The 19,163-nt window shown below is 60.0% G+C and carries 19 protein-coding genes; 6 read left to right on the top strand and 13 right to left on the bottom strand.

Translation table 11 applies throughout. The features are described 5' to 3' along the window. Positions 1-2 precede the first annotated feature (2 nt). From ACR0J5_RS01870 to ACR0J5_RS01860, 3 genes are all read right to left on the bottom strand, one after another. Positions 3-254 carry a DUF6455 family protein gene (locus ACR0J5_RS01870; protein ID WP_480650157.1) on the bottom strand — a complete coding sequence of 84 codons (252 nt, stop codon included), beginning with the start codon at positions 252-254 and terminating at the stop codon, positions 3-5. A 69-nt stretch (positions 255-323) separates the two neighbouring features. Further along, on the bottom strand, positions 324-692 hold the full coding sequence (locus tag ACR0J5_RS01865) for a YigZ family protein (protein ID WP_480650156.1): 369 nt from the start codon (positions 690-692) through the stop codon (positions 324-326). Further along, on the bottom strand, positions 689-1,396 hold the full coding sequence (locus ACR0J5_RS01860; RefSeq protein ID WP_480650155.1) for a M48 family metallopeptidase: 708 nt from the start codon (positions 1,394-1,396) through the stop codon (positions 689-691). The genes ACR0J5_RS01865 and ACR0J5_RS01860 overlap by 4 nt, the downstream gene beginning before the upstream one ends. Before the next feature lie 122 nt (positions 1,397-1,518). On the opposite strand from ACR0J5_RS01860, the gene ACR0J5_RS01855 reads away from it, so the two are divergent. Continuing rightward, on the top strand, positions 1,519-1,767 hold the full coding sequence (locus tag ACR0J5_RS01855) for a hypothetical protein (RefSeq protein ID WP_480650154.1): 249 nt from the start codon (positions 1,519-1,521) through the stop codon (positions 1,765-1,767). Here ACR0J5_RS01855 and ACR0J5_RS01850 read toward each other — a convergent pair. Beyond that, positions 1,755-2,030: a DUF167 domain-containing protein gene (locus ACR0J5_RS01850; protein WP_480651415.1), complete on the bottom strand. Its 276-nt coding sequence runs from the start codon at positions 2,028-2,030 to the stop codon at positions 1,755-1,757. The two genes, ACR0J5_RS01855 and ACR0J5_RS01850, sit on opposite strands and share 13 nt — an antisense overlap. A gap of 137 nt (positions 2,031-2,167) precedes the next feature. Between ACR0J5_RS01850 and ACR0J5_RS01845 the strand changes: the two genes are divergently transcribed. Beyond that, positions 2,168-2,746, top strand: a complete 579-nt coding sequence (locus tag ACR0J5_RS01845; RefSeq protein ID WP_480650153.1) for a nitroreductase family protein — start codon at positions 2,168-2,170, stop codon at positions 2,744-2,746. Then, positions 2,743-3,432: an EI24 domain-containing protein gene (locus ACR0J5_RS01840; protein ID WP_480650152.1), complete on the top strand. Its 690-nt coding sequence runs from the start codon at positions 2,743-2,745 to the stop codon at positions 3,430-3,432. The genes ACR0J5_RS01845 and ACR0J5_RS01840 overlap by 4 nt, the downstream gene beginning before the upstream one ends. Before the next feature lie 3 nt (positions 3,433-3,435). On the opposite strand, the gene ACR0J5_RS01835 is transcribed toward ACR0J5_RS01840, so the two are convergent. Together ACR0J5_RS01835 and mce are read right to left on the bottom strand one after the other, a co-directional pair. Beyond that, positions 3,436-3,711, bottom strand: coding sequence for a DUF1467 family protein (locus tag ACR0J5_RS01835; protein WP_480650151.1), 276 nt, complete (start codon positions 3,709-3,711; stop codon positions 3,436-3,438). A gap of 16 nt (positions 3,712-3,727) precedes the next feature. Next, positions 3,728-4,132 (bottom strand): methylmalonyl-CoA epimerase, encoded by a 405-nt coding sequence (mce, locus tag ACR0J5_RS01830; protein ID WP_480650150.1) that lies wholly within the window; start codon positions 4,130-4,132, stop codon positions 3,728-3,730. A 134-nt stretch (positions 4,133-4,266) separates the two neighbouring features. Between mce and ACR0J5_RS01825 the strand changes: the two genes are divergently transcribed. Then, positions 4,267-4,983: a response regulator gene (locus ACR0J5_RS01825; protein WP_480650149.1), complete on the top strand. Its 717-nt coding sequence runs from the start codon at positions 4,267-4,269 to the stop codon at positions 4,981-4,983. Positions 4,984-5,212: 229 nt separating this feature from the next. Here the strand turns inward: ACR0J5_RS01825 and aspS are convergent, their stop codons facing one another. From aspS to ACR0J5_RS01805, 4 genes are all read right to left on the bottom strand, one after another. Continuing rightward, the gene (gene aspS, locus ACR0J5_RS01820; protein ID WP_480650148.1) at positions 5,213-6,988 is read right to left on the bottom strand and encodes an aspartate--tRNA ligase; all 1,776 of its coding nucleotides are present in this window, start codon (positions 6,986-6,988) and stop codon (positions 5,213-5,215) included. A 78-nt stretch (positions 6,989-7,066) separates the two neighbouring features. After that, positions 7,067-7,738: a CPBP family intramembrane glutamic endopeptidase gene (locus ACR0J5_RS01815; RefSeq protein ID WP_480650147.1), complete on the bottom strand. Its 672-nt coding sequence runs from the start codon at positions 7,736-7,738 to the stop codon at positions 7,067-7,069. Next, positions 7,735-8,382, bottom strand: a complete 648-nt coding sequence (locus ACR0J5_RS01810) for an aminotransferase class IV family protein (protein WP_480650146.1) — start codon at positions 8,380-8,382, stop codon at positions 7,735-7,737. Before ACR0J5_RS01810 ends, ACR0J5_RS01815 begins: the two co-directional genes overlap by 4 nt. Beyond that, on the bottom strand, positions 8,337-9,464 hold the full coding sequence (locus ACR0J5_RS01805; RefSeq protein WP_480650145.1) for an aminodeoxychorismate synthase component I: 1,128 nt from the start codon (positions 9,462-9,464) through the stop codon (positions 8,337-8,339). The genes ACR0J5_RS01810 and ACR0J5_RS01805 overlap by 46 nt, the downstream gene beginning before the upstream one ends. Before the next feature lie 177 nt (positions 9,465-9,641). Between ACR0J5_RS01805 and carB the strand changes: the two genes are divergently transcribed. Continuing rightward, positions 9,642-12,986, top strand: coding sequence for a carbamoyl-phosphate synthase large subunit (gene carB / locus ACR0J5_RS01800; RefSeq protein ID WP_480650144.1), 3,345 nt, complete (start codon positions 9,642-9,644; stop codon positions 12,984-12,986). A gap of 227 nt (positions 12,987-13,213) precedes the next feature. Here the strand turns inward: carB and ACR0J5_RS01795 are convergent, their stop codons facing one another. Genes ACR0J5_RS01795 through ACR0J5_RS01785 form a run of 3 tightly spaced genes read right to left on the bottom strand, consistent with a single transcriptional unit; the run spans position 13,214 to position 17,767 of the window. Further along, the gene (locus ACR0J5_RS01795) at positions 13,214-16,255 is read right to left on the bottom strand and encodes an efflux RND transporter permease subunit (RefSeq protein WP_480650143.1); all 3,042 of its coding nucleotides are present in this window, start codon (positions 16,253-16,255) and stop codon (positions 13,214-13,216) included. A gap of 10 nt (positions 16,256-16,265) precedes the next feature. Next, the gene (locus ACR0J5_RS01790) at positions 16,266-17,303 is read right to left on the bottom strand and encodes an efflux RND transporter periplasmic adaptor subunit (RefSeq protein WP_480650142.1); all 1,038 of its coding nucleotides are present in this window, start codon (positions 17,301-17,303) and stop codon (positions 16,266-16,268) included. After that, positions 17,300-17,767: a MarR family winged helix-turn-helix transcriptional regulator gene (locus tag ACR0J5_RS01785; RefSeq protein WP_480650141.1), complete on the bottom strand. Its 468-nt coding sequence runs from the start codon at positions 17,765-17,767 to the stop codon at positions 17,300-17,302. Before ACR0J5_RS01785 ends, ACR0J5_RS01790 begins: the two co-directional genes overlap by 4 nt. Before the next feature lie 169 nt (positions 17,768-17,936). Here ACR0J5_RS01785 and ACR0J5_RS01780 point away from each other — a divergent pair, with 169 nt between their 5' ends. After that, complete coding sequence (locus ACR0J5_RS01780) at positions 17,937-19,061, top strand: beta-ketoacyl-ACP synthase III (RefSeq protein WP_480650140.1); 1,125 nt, start codon at positions 17,937-17,939, stop codon at positions 19,059-19,061. Positions 19,062-19,163 lie beyond the last annotated feature (102 nt).

Genomic DNA, 19,163 nt, shown 5'->3' with positions numbered 1-19,163 from the left:
CGTTACGGCACGAGTTTGCCAAGAAGATTCTGATTCCGGCAGTATTCAGGTGTCTGTGTCGCCTGACCCATTTCGTTCAGGAAACTCTGGCAGTGGCCGGGGTTCGGGCAATCCGTGCATCTCAAGACAGCGTCGGTCAGTTGATCGATGGAAACATCCCCACTGATCGCCGCCTCTTGCAGGTCCACCCCAAGTTTGGTTGCCATCCGGTCGACCAGACCGGCGTGAAGTTTCAATACGTCCTGATCCGCCATAGCTGATCCTCTCCTGTCGCACGTCCCTAACAGGATAGCCGAAAGCTGCGGATGGGCCTTTGACTCAGGTCAAGGCCCCACGCCGATATGGTCCAGATAGGCGCGCGTGGCGTCCTGTACGCGACGAAAACGGTCTCCGCCCAGTTTCTTGCCGCCATACCAACGGGTGACAATCACCACGTGGCCGTCCATTCCCGCTCGTTCCAACATGCGCAGGATCACCATGCCGGCACCGCTTTCGCCGTCATCGGCCTTGAGCGCCCCTGTGGGCAGAACAGCAGCCCAGGTGTTGTGGGTTGCCTTGGCATAGGCTTTGTCTGCCTTCAGCGCCTGCAGCACCGCATCGACATCGGCGCGCGTCGTCACTGGTGCGCCCGACACCGCGTATTTCGAGCCCCTGTCGGTGAGGATCACGCCCAGCCGTGTCACGACAGTCATTGTGTCAGACCCAGTTGCCGTGCGGTTTCCAAAACAATCTGCACCCGATCCGCATTCGGAGGGTGCGTGCCCAGAAACTGATCCCCCGGATCCGGGATACGGTCAAAAAACTTTGCACCGACCAAAGGATCATACCCGGCATTATGGGTGATGATTGTGCCCAGTTGGTCCGCCTCCAGTTCAAACTGTTTGACGTTGATCTGCACATTCACCTCAGCGCCCAGCTTTTGCGAGCGCTCAAGCTGCGCCCCGTCTTCGCCATAGAGCTTTCCCAGCCTGTCGAAAATCGCGGCGCCTTCCCGGGCGTTTTTGGATTGTTGATCGATATGCCCCAAAACATGATGGGCCGCCTCGTGCCCCATTACAAAAGCCAGTTCATCGGCGTTGTTTGCGGATTGGATCATCGCCCGGGTAAAGATGATGACCGGCTGGTCCTTATCATCCAGAGTCTGAAACGCATTTGCCGGAGCGTTCGGATTCAGATCGACCAGGATCGTAAAGTCGCAGTTTCTCACCCGGCCCTGCCGCAGACACTCGGCCCGCGCCTCTTTGCCCACGGTCTGGCTGATTTCGCGAAAGGCTTCGGCCTCAACCCGGAAATCCTGCGTGTCCGGCGACCACTCGGTCACAGGCTGCACGCGCAGGCCACCCGCGTTGCACGCCGCCAGCACCAGTGAAAACAGCAGATAGGTCAGACGACGCATAGAAATTCCTTTGAAACGGCGATCCCGTTTGCGAAACCATAGCGCGCTCCTACTTGGACCGCCACACCCGGTTTATGCGCGAACGGGTTGCATTGCCGAGCTTCGCCCGGCACTCTGCCAACATGTTTTCGATTGAGCATGAATTCGACTCGACAGTCATCACTCTGGTCGACGATGGCCCCAAGCCGTTGCAAGAGGATGTCGTCATCAACAGCTTTGCCGAATGTGTAACGCTGGAGCAATTGGACCCCCGGACGGACCAGATGCAAAAGATAACCCTGTCGCCGGAACAGGTTCGCGACCTGGCGGCAGCTTTGGACCTGCCCGAAGGGGTTTACCAGATTCACGAACGTCCAGATCAGGGCGCGTAAACGAAAAGCTTGTCCCGCGACGTCGGCCCCTGCTTCAGGGTCAGATCGGACGGGGCGATCCCCATAGCCATCGCCAATATCCGGCGCACCGCGTCATTGGCTTTGCCGTTTTCCGGCGGCGCGGTCACGGTGATGCGGATTTTCCCGCCATCCAGCGCGATACTGTCTTTTGCCGCTTTGGGTGTCACTCGGACTGCCAACGCGGTGCCCGGCACGGCATAGGCGCTTAGATCCGGCACATCGCGCAGCTTTGGTTTGGCCATCTTGTCCCTCCTGCCTGCAAACACACTTGCATGGGCGCGCGGGGAATGAAATTGATCCCGCATATCCAGCTGTTTGCACTTGAAACGGGCCAGATGTTCAACCAGATACACACTGCTCATGTAAAGGAAGTTAACATATGTCCTTGAAAAACCCGGCCGCTCTGGAATTCCTGCAATCACGCCGGTCGCGCCCCGCGAAAACTCTGGTCGCCCCGGCCCCGACACGGGACGAGCTGTTGCCGCTGCTGACCGCCGCCGCGCGCAGCCCGGATCATGGCAAGCTGGAGCCCTGGCGCTTCATCGTGCTGGAAAAAGGCGCGATGCCACGCCTGTCCGAACTGACACGGCACAGCGGTGAGAAGTTGGGCAAAACCCCCGAAGAGATCGCCAAAGCCCAAAGCCAGTTCGACATGGGCCATCTGGCCGTCGCGGTGATCGAAGTACAAAAGCCGTCGGAAAAAGTGCCTGCAATCGAACAGACCTATTCCGCAGGGGCCGTTTGTCTGGCGCTGTTGAACGCGGCCCTTGCCGCTGGCTGGGGCGCAAACTGGCTGTCAGGCTGGCAAACCCACGACCCCGCGTTCTGCCGTCAGGCTTTCGGCCTGCAAGACAATGAACGGGTCGCGGGCCTGATCCATATCGCGACCGAGGGCACCACCCCACCCGAACGCCCCCGCCCTGACATTGCTGAGTTGACCGAGTGGGTCTCGGAATGATCATCTTCAACGCGTTTTTCGCAGCCCTTGGCCAGATCGGAGACCCCAAGTTCCGTGCCGTCCTGCTGCGCGGTGTGGGGCTGACGATTGCATTGTTGATCGCGGCCTGTGCCGTGGCGATCTGGCTGATAAACCGGGCGTCGGGGAGTGAAATCTCATTGCCCTGGATCGGGGCAGTCCCGTGGCTGAATGACGTGCTAAGCTATTCCGGTATCTTCGTGGTGCTGATCCTGCCTGTGTTTCTGATGATGCCCGTCGCCTCGGCCATTATCTCGATGTTTCTGGAAGAGGTCGCGCAGGCGGTCGAGGACAAACACTATCCCACCTTAGCCGCCGTACCCGGCATCCCCTTTAGCGAGGGGTTGCGGGACGCGCTCAGCTTTATGGGCCTGCTGATCGTCGCCAACCTGCTGGCGCTGATCCTCTACGCGATTTTCACGCCGCTGGCGCCCTTTATCTTCTGGGCGATGAACGGGTTTCTGCTGGGCCGGGAATATTTCACTCTAGCCGCCCTGCGCCGCATCGGGCGTGACGGAGCGCGCAAGCTGCGGGCCAAGCATATCACCACGATCTGGATGGCGGGGACGCTGATGGCGATCCCCTTGTCAGTGCCGCTGGTGAACCTCGTGATCCCGATCATCGGGGCCGCGACCTTCACCCATATCTATCACAAACTGTCCGCCTGACGCCTAGCCGCGCGGCTCAAGCTGGTTCAGCCAGTCAAAGTCGCGCACCGAAATCACGCCCGAGATGATGATCCCTGCAATAACCACCCACAGCACCACCGTTATCCCGGTGGTGATCCACAGCTTTTTCTTCATGTGATGCACTTCCGGCGCACCGGCATGGGTGCCCGGAACGATCTCACCCAGATCGCCCTGCGTCTTGATGCGGATCGGCAGCACCACCAACAGCGTCATGAACCAGATGACGGCAAAAAGAACCAGAGCAGCAGTGATCGTCATGACAGCCTCGCGTGTGTTAAACCTGTTCTAGCTCAACCAAGCAGCCGTTAAAGTCCTTGGGGTGCAGGAAAAGCACCGGCTTGCCATGGGCACCGATCTTGGGCTCGCCTGATCCCAGCACGCGGGCTCCGGTTTCTTTCAAATGATCACGCGCCGCGATGATGTCATCGACCTCATAGCAGACATGGTGAATGCCGCCTGACGGGTTCTTTTCCAGAAATCCGTTGATCGGGCTGTTCTCGCCCAGCGGATACAGCAGTTCGATCTTGGTATTGGGCAGTTCGATGAACACCACGGTCACACCGTGATCAGGTTCGTCCTGAGGCGCACCGACCTTGGCCCCCAAGGCGTTGCGGTATTGCTCGGACGCGGCCTCAAGATCGGGTACAGCGATGGCAACATGGTTCAAACGACCAATCATAGAACTCTCCTCCATTCTGCGTTGCAGCGGTTATGAGGGCAGTTCAGCCAAAGAACAAGTGCGCCAAATTGCCGTTAACGTCGTGTTAGCCAGAAGTTCCTAGCGTGAGGCATCTGCTGATTAGGAGTTCTGCCATGGACGATTCGAGCCCCTTCGCCTCTCCCGCGCAGCCGACGGCCACGCGGCCGCTGCTGGGTCAAACCATTCTGGTTGTCGAAGACAGCCGTTACGCCTGCGACGCGATCCGCCTGATGTGCCTGCACTCGGGCGCGCGTATCCGGCGCGCCGATTGCCTGACATCCGCGCGGCGGCACCTGCAGATTTACCGCCCCTCGGTCATTCTGGTGGATATTGGCCTGCCGGACGGGTCCGGGGCAGAACTGATTGCGGAACTCACCCAGACCAATCCGCGGATCGGTGCGATTCTGGCCATGTCGGGCGATGACCATGCCGAAGATGCCGCCCTGAAGGCTGGCGCGGACGGGTTCCTGCACAAGCCACTGAAATCACTATCGCATTTCCAAAAATTCGTTCTGGAAAGCTTGCCCGAAGACCGCCGCCCCAACAGCCTGCACGCCGTGCGGGATGAGGTCATTTGCCCTGACCCAATGGCTTATCAGGACGATATGGCGCATATCGCGGATGTTCTGGCTGGACCAAATGATCATCTTACACTGGATTACGCAGCCCAATTCCTGCGTGGGGTCGCCCGGGATGCCGAGGATACGATTCTGGCAGATGCCGCTCAGAAGCTAGCGGAATCCCGCGCCAGCGGTGCACCGGTGACAGCTCTGGCCGCTCAGGTCGCCGGCATCGTTCAGGCCCGACTGGAACAGCGTGAGGCGATTTGAGATGGTGACCGCCTATTTTCTGACCGCAACAATCCTGATCATCTGGGCCTATTGCCAGACCCGGACAACCGCACGGAACATACGGGTGGCAAGCGGCGCACAGCCTTGCGTACTGCAAGCAGTAAGTGATGGTAAGGGTCATGCTCGCGGATTGGGCGCAGCCGTACAGACCGCCAAGAAAAAACCCGCCGCAGGGTCTGCGACGGGCCTCTAAGGGGTTTAAACAGGGTTACTCCTGCGGGATGATCCGCAGACCCAGTTCCATCAACTGATCCGAGGTCGGATCGGACGGCGCGTCCATCATCAGGTCTTCGGCGCGCTGGTTCATCGGGAACATCATGACCTCGCGGATGTTGGCCTCATCGGCCAGCAGCATCACGATCCGGTCGATGCCCGCAGCGCAGCCCCCGTGCGGCGGCGCGCCATAGTGGAAGGCATTGAACAGCGCGCCAAAGCGCGATTTCACCTCATCCGCGCCATAGCCCGCCAGTTCAAAGGCCTTCAGCATGATTTCCGGCTTATGGTTGCGGATCGCGCCCGAGACCAGCTCATACCCGTTACAGGCCAGATCATACTGATAGCCACGCACGTCCAGCGGATTGCCGTTCAGCGCCTCCATGCCGCCTTGGGGCATCGAGAACGGGTTGTGTTCAAAGTCGATCGCGCCGGTTTCTTCGTCCTGCTCATAGATCGGGAAATCCACGATCCACGCAAAGGCAAAGCGGTCTTTTTCGGTCAGGCCAAGGTCTTCGCCGATCACATCACGCGCCTTTCCCGCAACCTTTTCAAAGGCTTTCGGCTTGCCACCCAGGAAGAACGCTGCATCGCCCACGCCCAGACCCAGCTGCTGACGGATCGCCTCAGTGCGTTCGGGGCCGATGTTCTTGGCCAGCGGTCCTGCGGCCTCCATCCCCTCACCCTGATCGCGCCAGAAAATGTAACCCATGCCGGGCAGGCCCTCTTTCTGGGCGAATGCGTTCATGCGATCACAAAACTTGCGGCTGCCACCGGTCGGCGCTGGGATGGCGCGGATTTCGGTGCCGTCCTGCTCCAACAGCTTCGCGAAAATCGCAAAGCCAGACCCGCGGAAGTGGTCGGAGACCACTTGCATTTTAATGGGGTTCCGCAGGTCGGGCTTGTCGCTGCCATACCACAGGGCCGCGTCCTTGTAGGAGATCTGCGGCCATTCCTGATCCACCTTGCGACCCCCCCCGAATTCCTCGAACACACCGGTCAGAACGGGCTGGATCGTGTCGAACACATCCTGCTGCTCGACAAAGGACATCTCAAGGTCAAGCTGGTAGAAATCGGTGGGCGAACGGTCGGCGCGCGGGTCTTCATCGCGGAAGCAGGGCGCGATCTGGAAATACTTGTCGAAGCCCGACACCATGATCAGCTGCTTGAACTGCTGCGGGGCCTGCGGCAGCGCATAGAACTTGCCCGGATGCAGGCGCGAAGGCACCAGGAAGTCACGCGCGCCCTCGGGGGACGAGGCCGTGATGATCGGCGTCTGATACTCACGGAAGCCCTGATCCCACATGCGGCGGCGCATCGAGGACACAACGTCCGAGCGCAGGGTCATGTTCTGCTGCATCGCCTCGCGGCGCAGGTCCAGATAACGATAGCGCAGGCGGGTTTCTTCGGGGTATTCCTGTTCGCCGAAGACCATCAGGGGCAGTTCGTCGGCCGCGCCCAGCACTTCCAGCTCGCGCACGTAAACCTCGACCTCGCCGGTGGGCAGTTTCGGGTTCACCAGTTCGGGGTCGCGTGCTTTGACGGTGCCATCGATGCGGATACACCACTCGGACCGCACCTTTTCCAGCTCGGCAAAGGCCGCGCTGTCGCCGTCGCACAGCACTTGCGTCACGCCGAAATGGTCGCGCAGGTCGATGAACAGCACGCCGCCGTGATCTCGGACACGATGCACCCAGCCGGACAGGCGGACGGTTTCACCGACATTGGCGGCGGTCAGAGCGGCGCAGGTGTGGCTGCGATAGGCGTGCATGAAAATATCCCTTCGGGCGCAGAATTCGTCGCGCCGATACACCCCGTTGGGGCGCGAAAGTCAAGGCAGGTATCCCGTTCAAAACGGCCTTTGCACGTTGCCTGAGTAGAAATAGACACCCAAACCGGCCGCAAAGATGATGTTGCCTGCAATCGCGTGCAGCAGCACCGCGTAGAAAAACGAGCCACGCTTGCGGTACGCCCATGTGAACAAAAGCCCGCCGCCAAAGGTCATGATGGCGACGATCCAGCTCCAGTACATCAGATGGGCCAGCGAAAACAGCGCCGCGTTCAGCAGATAGGCCGCGCTGCCATCCGGCAGGATCGCGCGGTAGCGGCGGAAGAACAGCACGCGGAACAACAGCTCTTGTGGCAGGGCCGAGACCAGCGGGTAAAAGGCCCAGATCACCAGCAGAAACTCGGGTCGGTTACGCAACAAGAAGAAGGCGGCCTCGGGCCGGGTTGCCATCACAAGGGCGGCGCAAAACCCCGTCATTGCCCCGGTGAAGGCGGCCACCCCGGCCCAGGACCAGTTGCGCCAGTTATAGCGAAGTTCGGCCCAGGCAAAGCCGGGTGTATTGTGCAGCAGAACGATGCCGATGGCCGTGAAGGTGAACAGAGACGGGAACATCCAGTCCGGCGGAAAAAGCACCGCGATCAGAACGGGCACGGCGACAAAGAACAGCCCAAACTCAAACCGCAGCCGCATGTGCGGTACAGCGCTGTCGGCCCAATCGGTTTGCTTGCTCACTCTTCTAACAACTCCACCCGGATCAGACTACGCAGGGAATTTCCTGCAAAAACCTTCTCTGCCTCTTTCAGATCGGTCAAGGTCAGGACGGCTTCGGTAACTTGTTTATTATCCAGCAAGTCCTGGCGCAGAACGCCGGGCAGTACGCCACTGGACAGAGGCGGTGTCAGGCGTCGACCATCGGGCATGTGCACGAACAGGTTGGTGATCGTGCCTTCGCACAGCTCATTGCGCTCATTCAGGAAAATCAGCTCATCGATGCCATCGGGCAAAGACGCGCGGGCGTTGTCATACACAGCGCGCTGCGTTGTCTTATGTCGCAACCAAACGTCAGACGCTTTCAAACGTGTCCGCGCAATCGCGACGCTCCAGACTGGAGGGTTCTCGGTCAACGCCCCGGTTGTTACGTCCAGTCCCCCGTCAACATCCAAGGTCAACCGGCAGCGCAAGGGGCTTGGGCCTGCCACGCTGTTCAGACAGTCCTCAGCCCGTTTTGCGTTGAACGGAATGCCCAGCGCTTTGGCAGTGCGGGCCATCCGAGCCAGATGTCGGCCCAGCCGCACGAAGCCTTGACCGGGACGAAACCCAAGCGTTTCAATTACGCGGAAGTCAGGATCATTTGGTGGGCGAAGCGGGCTTTCCATAGCGCCTCCTCATATTCGGACGGGGCCGTACTGTCCCAGACGACGCCGCCGCCCACATTCAGCGTGGCTTTGCCATCCTCGACCATCAATGTGCGGATGGCCACGTTGAATTCCGACCGTCCGTCCGGCGCGGCCCAGCCAATGGCACCGCAATAGATGTCACGCGACCAGGGTTCGAGGTCAGACAGAATCTCCATCGCGCGAATCTTGGGCGCACCAGTGATCGAGCCGCAGGGGAATAGCGCCATCAGAATATCCGACAGCTCGGCCCCCAGATGCAGCTGCGCCTGCACCAGCGAGATCATCTGGTGCACGGTCGCATAGGTTTCGACCTTGAACAGCTCGGGCACGTTCACCGAACCGGGCAGCGCCACGCGGCTTATGTCGTTGCGCAGCAGGTCCACGATCATCAGGTTCTCGGCCCGGTTCTTTTCATCGCGCGACAGGAAATCGCGGCGGCGCGCATCCTCGGCCATATCTTCGCTGCGGGGTTGGGTGCCTTTCATCGGGCGGGTTTCGATCATACGATCGGCATCGGTGCGAAAGAACAGCTCGGGCGAGCGGCTGAGCAGGTCGGGCAGCCCGTCCTGCTGGACCAATGCGCCATGCCCCACGGGCTGACCCGAGGCCAAGGCCGCATAAAGCGCCCCACTGTCGCCTTCAACCGTCAGGTCGATAGGAAAGGTCAGGTTGGCCTGATAGATGTCACCGGCACCTATGGCGTCATGCACCTGTTGAAAGGCACGTGTATAGCGCGGCTCGTCCCAGCGGGGCGCAAAGCTGGTCACACCCCCCGCAGCCGGAGGCAGATCGCTTTGGCCGGGTGCGTCATAAACACCGAAACACAGCAAAGGCAGGCGACGGTCCGCAGGCATCCGGTCAGCCAGTCGCGGCTCAAGCGCATAGCCCAGTTCATAGCTGGCATAGCCCGCCAGCCAGGCACCATCTGCGCGTGCGGTATCCAGCGCCTCCAACGCGTGGGGCACGTCCTCCGCCGTTTCCGCGCGGATCACGTCGGTTGGCCGGTTGAAGGTGGTCCCCTGCCCGGCCGGGCCCTGATCAAAACGAATACGCAATTGCATCCTCATTTGCCGTGCTGCGCGATATAGAGGATACGGCGGTGAGGGAAAGAGGGGAAAGCGGCAATTTCGTCCCTGTTTCCGATACCCCTTGAACCTTTTCGCGCTGTCCCTATAACGCAGGACAATTTGGGCGCTTGGGCGGTGCCCTGACTCGCGGATAATCGAAGGAACGTGGCCATGCCGAGAAGAACCGACATCAAGTCGATCATGATCATTGGGGCGGGTCCCATTGTTATCGGTCAAGCCTGCGAGTTCGACTATTCCGGCGCGCAGGCGTGTAAAGCGCTGCGCGAGGAAGGGTACCGGGTTATCCTGGTGAACTCAAACCCCGCCACCATCATGACCGATCCCGGCCTGGCGGACGCGACCTATATCGAGCCGATCACCCCCGAAGTTGTCGCCAAGATCATCGAGAAAGAGCGCCCCGATGCCCTGCTGCCCACGATGGGCGGTCAGACCGGCCTGAACACCTCGCTGGCGCTGGAAGAGATGGGTGTGCTGGAGAAGTTCGGCGTTGAGATGATCGGCGCCAAGCGCGACGCCATCGAAATGGCCGAAGACCGCGCCCTGTTCCGCGAAGCGATGGACCGGCTGGGCCTTGAAAACCCCAAGGCAACCATCGTGACCGCGCCCAAGCGCGAAGACGGTTCGACCGATCTGGATGCAGGCGTACAGATGGCGCTGGATGAGCTGGAAGAGATCGGCCTGCCCGCCATCATCCGCCCCGCGTTCACTCTGGGCGGCACCGGTGGCGGTGTGGCCTATAACCGTGAGGATTATATCCATTTCTGCCGTTCGGGCATGGATGCCTCGCCCGTGAACCAGATCCTCGTCGACGAAAGTCTGCTGGGCTGGAAGGAATACGAGATGGAGGTGGTGCGCGACACCGCCGACAACGCCATCATCGTGTGTTCGATTGAAAACGTCGATCCGATGGGCGTGCACACCGGCGACTCGATCACCGTGGCCCCAGCGCTCACGCTGACCGACAAGGAATACCAGATCATGCGTAACGGCTCGATCGCCGTTCTGCGCGAAATCGGGGTCGAAACCGGCGGTTCGAACGTGCAGTGGGCGATCAACCCCGAAGATGGCCGAATGGTCGTGATCGAGATGAACCCGCGTGTGTCGCGCTCCTCGGCGCTGGCCTCCAAGGCGACGGGTTTCCCGATTGCCAAGATCGCCGCGAAGCTGGCCGTCGGCTATACGCTGGATGAGTTGGACAACGACATCACCAAGGTCACGCCTGCCAGCTTCGAGCCGACCATCGACTATGTCGTCACCAAAATCCCGAAATTCGCGTTTGAGAAATTCCCGGGCTCGGAACCCTACCTGACCACCGCGATGAAGTCGGTGGGTGAGGCGATGTCCATCGGCCGCACGATCCACGAATCGATGCAAAAAGCGCTGGCCTCGATGGAATCGGGTCTGACCGGCTTTGATGAGGTCGAAATCCCCGGCCTGAACGTAGGTGTCTGGGACGAGGCCGACGACAAGGCCGCCGTGATCAAGGCGATCAGCCAGCAGACGCCTGACCGGCTGCGCACCATCGCGCAGGCGATGCGCCACGGTCTGACCGATGACGAGATTTTCGGCGTCACCAAGTTCGACCCGTGGTTCCTGGCCCGTATCCGCGAGATCATCGAGGCCGAGCGTCAGGTCCGCAAAGACGGCCTGCCGGTGACCGAGGACGGCATCCGCAAGCTGAAAATGCTGGGCTTCACCGATGCGCGTCTGGGCAATCTGACAGGTCGCGACGAAGACAACGTCCGCCGCGCCCGCCGCAATCTGGGCGTCAAAGCCGTGTTCAAACGCATCGACACCTGCGCCGCCGAGTTCGAGGCGCAGACGCCCTATATGTACTCGACCTATGAGGCCCCGATGATGGGTGAGGTCGAATGCGAGGCGCGCCCGAGCGACCGTAAAAAGGTCGTCATTCTGGGCGGCGGCCCCAACCGGATCGGTCAGGGGATCGAGTTCGACTATTGCTGCTGTCACGCCTGTTTCGCGCTGACCGACGCGGGCTATGAGACCATCATGGTCAACTGCAACCCCGAGACGGTTTCGACCGACTATGACACCTCGGACCGCCTGTACTTTGAACCGCTGACCTTTGAACACGTCATGGAAATCCTGACGAAAGAGCAGGAAAATGGCACCCTGCACGGTGTGATCGTTCAATTCGGCGGTCAGACGCCGCTGAAGTTGGCCAATGCGCTTGAGGCCGAAGGCATTCCGATCCTCGGCACCACGCCCGACGCGATTGATCTGGCCGAAGACCGTGAACGCTTCCAGGCTCTGGTGAACGATCTGGGGCTGAAACAGCCCAAGAACGGCATCGCCGCGACCGATGAGCAGGCGCTGGAGATCGCCGAAGAGATCGGCTTCCCGTTGGTGATCCGCCCCTCTTACGTTCTGGGTGGCCGTGCGATGGAAATCGTGCGCGATATGGATCAGCTGCGGCGCTATATCAACGAGGCCGTGGTGGTCTCGGGCGACAGCCCCGTTCTGCTGGACAGCTATCTGGCTGGTGCGGTTGAGCTGGACGTGGATGCGCTGTGCGACGGTACTGACGTGCATGTCGCAGGCATCATGCAGCATATCGAAGAGGCCGGCGTGCATTCGGGCGATAGCGCCTGTTCGCTGCCGCCCTACTCGCTGTCCAAGGACATAATCGAGCAGATCAAAGAGCAAACGTTCAAACTGGCCAAGGCGCTGAACGTTGTCGGCCTGATGAACGTGCAGTTTGCGATCAAGGATGGTGACATCTACCTGATCGAAGTGAACCCCCGCGCCTCGCGCACCGTGCCGTTCGTGGCCAAAGCCACCGACAGCGCGATTGCCTCCATCGCGGCGCGCATCATGGCCGGTGAGAAACTGTCGGCCTTCCCGATGCGCCCTGCGTATAAAGAAGGTCAGGATACCAAGATCGCCGACCAGATGACGCTGGCCGACCCGGACATGCCGTGGTTCTCCGTGAAAGAGGCTGTACTGCCCTTTGCCCGTTTCCCCGGCGTCGACACCATTCTGGGCCCGGAAATGCGCTCAACCGGTGAGGTCATGGGTTGGGATCGCGACTTCCCGCGTGCCTTCCTCAAGGCGCAGATGGGGGCCGGTATGGTGCTGCCGTCCTCGGGCCGGGCGTTCATCTCGATCAAGGACGCGGACAAGACACCCGCGATGCTGGAGGCCGCGCAGGTTCTGACGGAACAAGGCTTCTCTCTGGTCGCAACCCGCGGCACACAGGCTTGGCTGGCGGAACAGGGCGTTGCCTGCGACGTGGTCAATAAGGTCTATGAGGGTCGCCCCGATGTAGGCGATATGCTTAAAGACGGTCAGGTCCAGCTGCTGATGAACACCACCGAAGGCGCACAGGCGGTCGAGGACAGCAAGTCCATCCGCTCCATCGCGCTGTATGACAAAATCCCCTATTTCACCACTGCCGCTGCCAGCCATGCCGCGGCGCTGGCGATCAAGGCGCAGGCCGAAGGGGATGTTGAGGTGAAATCGCTGCAAGGCTGACCGGCCCGAACCTGCCTAAATACAAAAGAATTTACGCGCCCGTTGACCATAGGTTCTCGGGCGCGCATTTTTTCTGCAATCGGGCAGAAGGAAAAAGAAATGCGCAAGCTGTTTGTATTCGCCACTCTGATCGCTCTTGCCGGGTGTGACGTACCATTGATCCCGTTGATCTAAGACAGGACTGTTCGGCAGAGGGTTCGGGCGACTGAAACAGCCGCCCGAAAGTGTCAGGCAGACGCGGCCTCGCGTTTTTCCGCGCGCGCGAAGAAAACGAGGTAAAACACCGGTGCCGCCACCATTGTAAGGATCGTGGCAAAGGCCAGACCACCCATGATCGTCACCGCCATCGACCTGAAGAACGCATCGGTCAATAGCGGCGCCATCCCAAGAATGGTGGTGATCGCCGCCAGCATTACCGGACGCAGACGCGAGACTGAGGCTTCGACAATCGACTCGCGCAGGGGTTTGCCAGTGACGCGCACCAGATCGATTTCCTCGACCAGAACGATACCGTTCTTGATCAGCATCCCCGAAAGGCTGAGCAGCCCCAACAACGCGGTAAAGGTGAACGGCAACCCCGTACCCAAAAGGCCGATCACCACGCCGTTTACCGACATCGGTACCAACAGCCAGATGATGATCGGCTGACGGATCGCGTTGAAGATCAGCACCGAAATCAACACCATGATCAAAAGGCTCAGCGGCAACTGACGTCCCAGGCTTTCATTGGCGTCACCGGCATTTTCAAACTCACCACCCCATTCCATCCGATAGCCCGGTGGCAATTCCATCCCTTCGATGACCGCGCGGACCTCGGAATGGACCTGCGCCGCGGTCAAGTCGGGCGGAATGTCGGCCCCCACTGTGATCGTCAACACCCTGTCGCGCCGATGGACCAGAGTGTTGAGCGCCTGGTATTCGAACCCATCGACCATCTGTTCGATCGGCACGAACCTTTGAGACTGATCGGAATACACGACCTGATCCACGATCGAAAAATCCCCATCCGCCGGACGGCGCAGGATGATAGGGATAAGCCGGTCGCGTTCACGGAATTCGCCCGCCGGAAGCCCATCGGTCGAAAACTGCAGCGTGGCGGCAATATCCTCACGCGCGACACCGGCGGTTTGCGCGCGCTCGGTCGCATAGATCGGCTGAACCGCCAGTTCTTGCTCGCGCCAGTCGTGATAGACGTTCAGCGCGTTGGGGGAGGCTTCGCGCATCTTCAGCACGGCCTCATCAGCCAATGCGCGCAGTACGGCCGGATCACTGCCCGAGAACCGCGCCTGAATGGGATCACCGCCGCCCGGACCAAAGATCAGACGTTTGGTGCGGAATGTGCCCTCGGGGAACTGGGCCGAGCCAAATGCCTCAAGATCAGCCTGTAACGCTGGAATTTCGTCCAGAGTATTGGTGCGGATGATCATGTGCCCGTAGCTTGGGTTCGGCTTTTCCGCCGAATAGGTCAGCAGGAACCGCGTGGCGCCCTGCCCCACGAATGTAGCGACCGAGACGACATCCTCACGCTCGGCTAGCCAATCCTCGAACACGGCCATGTCTTCGGCGGTGCGGGCAATCGGGGTGCCCTGCGGCAGGTTGTAATGCACAAAGAACAACGGCGTGTTTGAATCGGGAAAGAACTGCTGTTTCACAAGGCCAAAGCCCACGAAACAAGCCGCCGTCACCCCGATCAGTGCGGCGATCACCAGCCACCGCATCCGCAACGCCCAGCGCAGGATTGCCCCGTAGACACGGAACATGATGCCGCCATAAGCATCGGTCTCGCCTTCGGTTCCCTGTTTGAAGAAATAGTGCCCCAGAAGCGGCGTTACCGTCAAAGCCAACACCCAGCTGAGCATCAACGAGATTCCGATCACCGCAAAGAGCGAGAACAGGAACTCTCCGGTCGCATCCGGGCTCAGGCCGATCCCTGCAAAGGCCATGATGCCGATCACCGTGGCGCCAAGCAGCGGGATTTGTGTCTTGGACGCCGCCTCTTCCACCGCATCGCGCGAGTTTTTGCCGCGCAGCATGGCGATCTGCATGCCCTCGGCCACAACGATGGCGTTGTCGACCAGCATCCCCATGGCGATGATCAGCGCGCCCAGCGAAATCCGCTCCATCTCGATCGAGAAGATGGACATGAACATCAACGTGCCGACGACGGTCAGCAAAAGGGTGCTGCCCACCACCACGGCGGCGCGCCAGCCCATAAAGATGCCCAATACCGCGACCACGATGGCAACCGACATCGCCAGATTGACCAGAAAGTCGTTCGATGCCTGCTCGACCACCACGTGCTGCTGATAGATCGGCAGGATCTCTACGCCTACTGGGATTTGCGCGTTCAACTTGGCAAACTTGGCGTCCGCGCGCTGGCCAACTTCGACAATATTCTCATCCGATTGGCCCGCGATGCCCAGCGTGAACGCCTCGACACCGTTAAAACGGATCATGACTTCGGGGTCGGTCTGACGCGCCCGGAACACATTCGCCATATCAAAGAGGTTAATCACCTGACCCTGCGAGCCCAAAGACAAACCCGCAATGGCGGATACAGTATCCGACCCTTCGGCAGTCAGGATCGTGGTTCGATCCGCATCTGTGCGCACCGACCCCGAAGGGTTCACCGAATCCGCATTGGCGATGGCCTCATTAATCGCAGGAATGGGGACGTTCTGATTGACCGAGATCGCAAGATCGGGTTCGACAAAAATCGCCTCTTGCGGCAGGCCCATGACCTCAACATCCGCGACGCCGGGAACCGTCAAAAGCTCGCGCCGCAGGAAGGTGGACAATTCGTGTTTTTCGGCGTCCGAGAACCCCTCGGCGGTGACCGCATAGAACAGGCCGAACACATCGCCAAACCCGTCATTCACCAGCGGCGCACCCACACCGGATGGCAGATCGCGGGCGGCGTCCCGCACCTTGGCGCGCAGTTTGGTCCAAATCTCCGGCAGTTCGGTGCCGTCATAGGTGGATTTGACCTCAACCTCGATCAGCGAAAAGCCCGGCTGGTTGACCGAGGTGATCGTGTCGACCTCGGCCATCTGTTGAATGGCGGATTCCAGCGGTTCCGAGACCTCAAGCGCGACCTGTTCGGCCGTGGCGCCGGGATATTGCGTGGCGATCACGGCGTTTTTGATGGTAAAGGCCGGGTCTTCTAACCGCCCGAGGGACAAGAACCCCCAGATGCCGCCGAACAGGGCGATCAGGATGATCAGCCACGTATAGATGGGCCGGTCGATAGAGGCGCGTGCGATATTCATCTGCCCACCCTCAATTCGCGAAACCGGTGAACCGGCGCACGGTCTGACCGTCGGTCAGGGCCGCACCACCGGCCACCACGATTTCATCCCCGTCCGACAAACCAGTCAAAACGCGAGCTTCGCCGGACTGAGTCGGCGCGAGCGAGACGGGCACGCGACGCACGGTGCCCTCATCCGCGCCGACCGGAGAAAAAACCATAACGCCCAGTTCGCCATTCACATCCGCAACAACGGCCGATGTGGGAATGATGATTCCGGTCAACGCATCCTGCACCTGCACATTCACCGTCACGGATGAGCCCGGCAGAATCTGCAACCCCTCAGGCGGGGTCAGGCCGAACTGGATGCGGAAGGTCTGACCAACGCTTGAGCTTTCGGCATCATATTCGCGAATCTCAAGGGGAAAGACCTGATCGCTGGCCGGGAATTTCGCCGTAATCGAGATTTCATCCTCCTGAGACGATCTTTGAAACAGAATCTCCGGCACGTCGACTTCGATCCGCAGTTCGGACATGTCGTGGATACGCACAATCGGGGTGCCCGCGGTCACGGTCGTAAATGCCTCAACCGCGCGGCTTGAGACCAGCGCGTCGAACGGGGCCGTCAGCGTGGCCTGCTCAAGGTCATACTGCGCATCCCGCACCGCGATTTCAGCAAGCTGCGCGGCGGTTTCGGCGTCATCAACGGCGACCTGGCTGGCCGTTGTGCCACGCAGGCGCGACAGGCGGGCCAGAGTTCGGTCGGATTGATCCTTTTGCAAAACCGCGCGGTCATAGCGGCGCTGAAACGGCTCCTGATCCAGTTGTGCAATCAACTGCCCTTTTGGAATCACAAAGCCTTCGGTCACCGGCATTTCAACAATCTGGCCCGCAACCTGAAAGGCCAGATCAACGGTTTGCCGCGCAGCCACACGGCCAAAGAACTGGCGCGAAAAGCCCGGAGAGGCCTCATGCACCTGCATCAGCTTGACCGGTTTGACGGTGTCCTGCGCCATGGTCGTGGACGCCAGCGTGATCAGTCCGGCACTCAGAATGGACATAAGTTTCATTTCTTTAGCCCCTCGGGGATACCCGTTTTCAGAATGGTGTCTCGTATTTTGCGCGCCAGCCGCGCGAACTCTGCCGTTTCGGCGTCATCCAGACCCGATGCACTGCGGAAAAGATCGCCCGCCATTGTGACAAGCATGTTGCGCGCCTCTTCGCCCTGTTCGGTCAGCACCAGCAACCAGGCGCGCCGGTCTTCGGGGTCGCGTTGGCGGGTGATGAGCCCCTGTTTTTCCAAGCCATCAGCCGTTGCCGTTATGGTCGAGGGCACGCTCAGCATATCTGCGGCCAGAACACCCATGCGTTTAGGCTGATCCAGCTTGATCAATAGATGGGATTCGGCATGGGTCAGATCCGTCTCGGCGCAGTCAAAGGTCTCTTCCAGCTTCCAGTACAAAGCATAGACACCCATGATGGCCTGGATTTCGGGGCTCAGACGTCCCAGTCTGGCGCTGATGTCATCGGACATGGAAAGGCTCCGGCTTGGTTTGGCGTGAGATATACTTCGTTTTTCGAACTATTCAAGATTTGAAGTGATAACAGAACTGGGGGGGGCAGCGTTCCGTTAGGTCAGTATCTCTTGATCAAATCCGCGCTGGGCTGCATTTTAGGCGGATTCGAAACGTCCAGGACCAGCCATGTATACGCCCGCGATCACCGGCACAGGTGTCTTCACCCCCGAAAACGTCATCACCAATGCCGAGCTTGTCGCCGCCTTCAATGCCTATGCCGACAAGCAGAACGCTGCCAATGCCGCCGCGATTGCCGCAGGCGAGGTCGAGCCGATGCAGCATTCGTCAGAAGAGTTCATCGTCAAGGCGTCCGGCATTGAAAACCGCTATGTGATGAACAAGTCAGGCGTACTGGACCCCGATGTGATGCACCCCATGCTGCGTCAGCGCAGTGATGATGAGCCGGGGATCATGACCGAAATGGCGATTGATGCCTGTAACAAGGCGTTGTCGCAGGCCGGGCGCACGGCTGCCGACGTCGATCTGGTGATCTGCGCCGCATCGAACCACGAACGCGCCTATCCCGCGATCGCGATCGAGATTCAGCAGGCGCTGGGGATCAACGGCTTTGGCTTTGACATGAATGTCGCCTGTTCCTCGGCCACATTTGGCATTCAGGCGGCGGCCGACATGATCCGGTCCGGTTCGGTCCGCTCGGCCCTTGTGGTGAACCCCGAGATTTGCTCGGGCCATCTGGAATGGCGCGACCGGGATTGCCATTTTATCTTTGGCGACGTGGCGACGGCCACCCTGATCGAGCGGATGGACGACGCGCAAGGCCCGCATTTCGAGATTCTCTCGACCCGCTGCGCGACGTCATTCTCGAACAATATCCGCAACAATAACGGCTTCCTGCGCCGCTCGCGCCCCGATGGGGTGGTCGACCGCCGCGATATGCAGTTCATGCAGAACGGGCGCAAAGTCTTCAAGGAAGTGCTGCCGATGGTCAGCAAGCATATCTCGGACCACATGGAATCCGAGGGCATCACCAGCACCGACCTGAAACGTCTGTGGCTGCATCAGGCGAACAAGACGATGAATGATTTCATCGGCAAAAAGGTTCTGGGCCGCGAACCCGAGGCGGGCGAGCAACCCAATATCCTGCAAGACTATGCCAATACGTCCTCAGCCGGGTCGATCATTGCGTTTTCCAAGTATTCCGACGATCTGACGGACGGAGATGTCGGCCTGATCTGCTCCTTCGGCGCCGGGTATTCGGTTGGGTCTGTGATCGTAAAGCGGCACGGGTAGTGGGCTGTTTCCAGAACTCGCACGAAGGAATGTTCGACTGTCTGCTTTGAGCCCAATTCGACCAATGCTGCTCGATGGATAAATGTCGGCTTTGCAATCAAC

Source organism: Ruegeria sp. BE1 (assembly GCF_056538885.1).
Note: the sequence above shows the minus strand (reverse complement) of the source record. Positions and strands in the feature narration are given on the sequence as shown.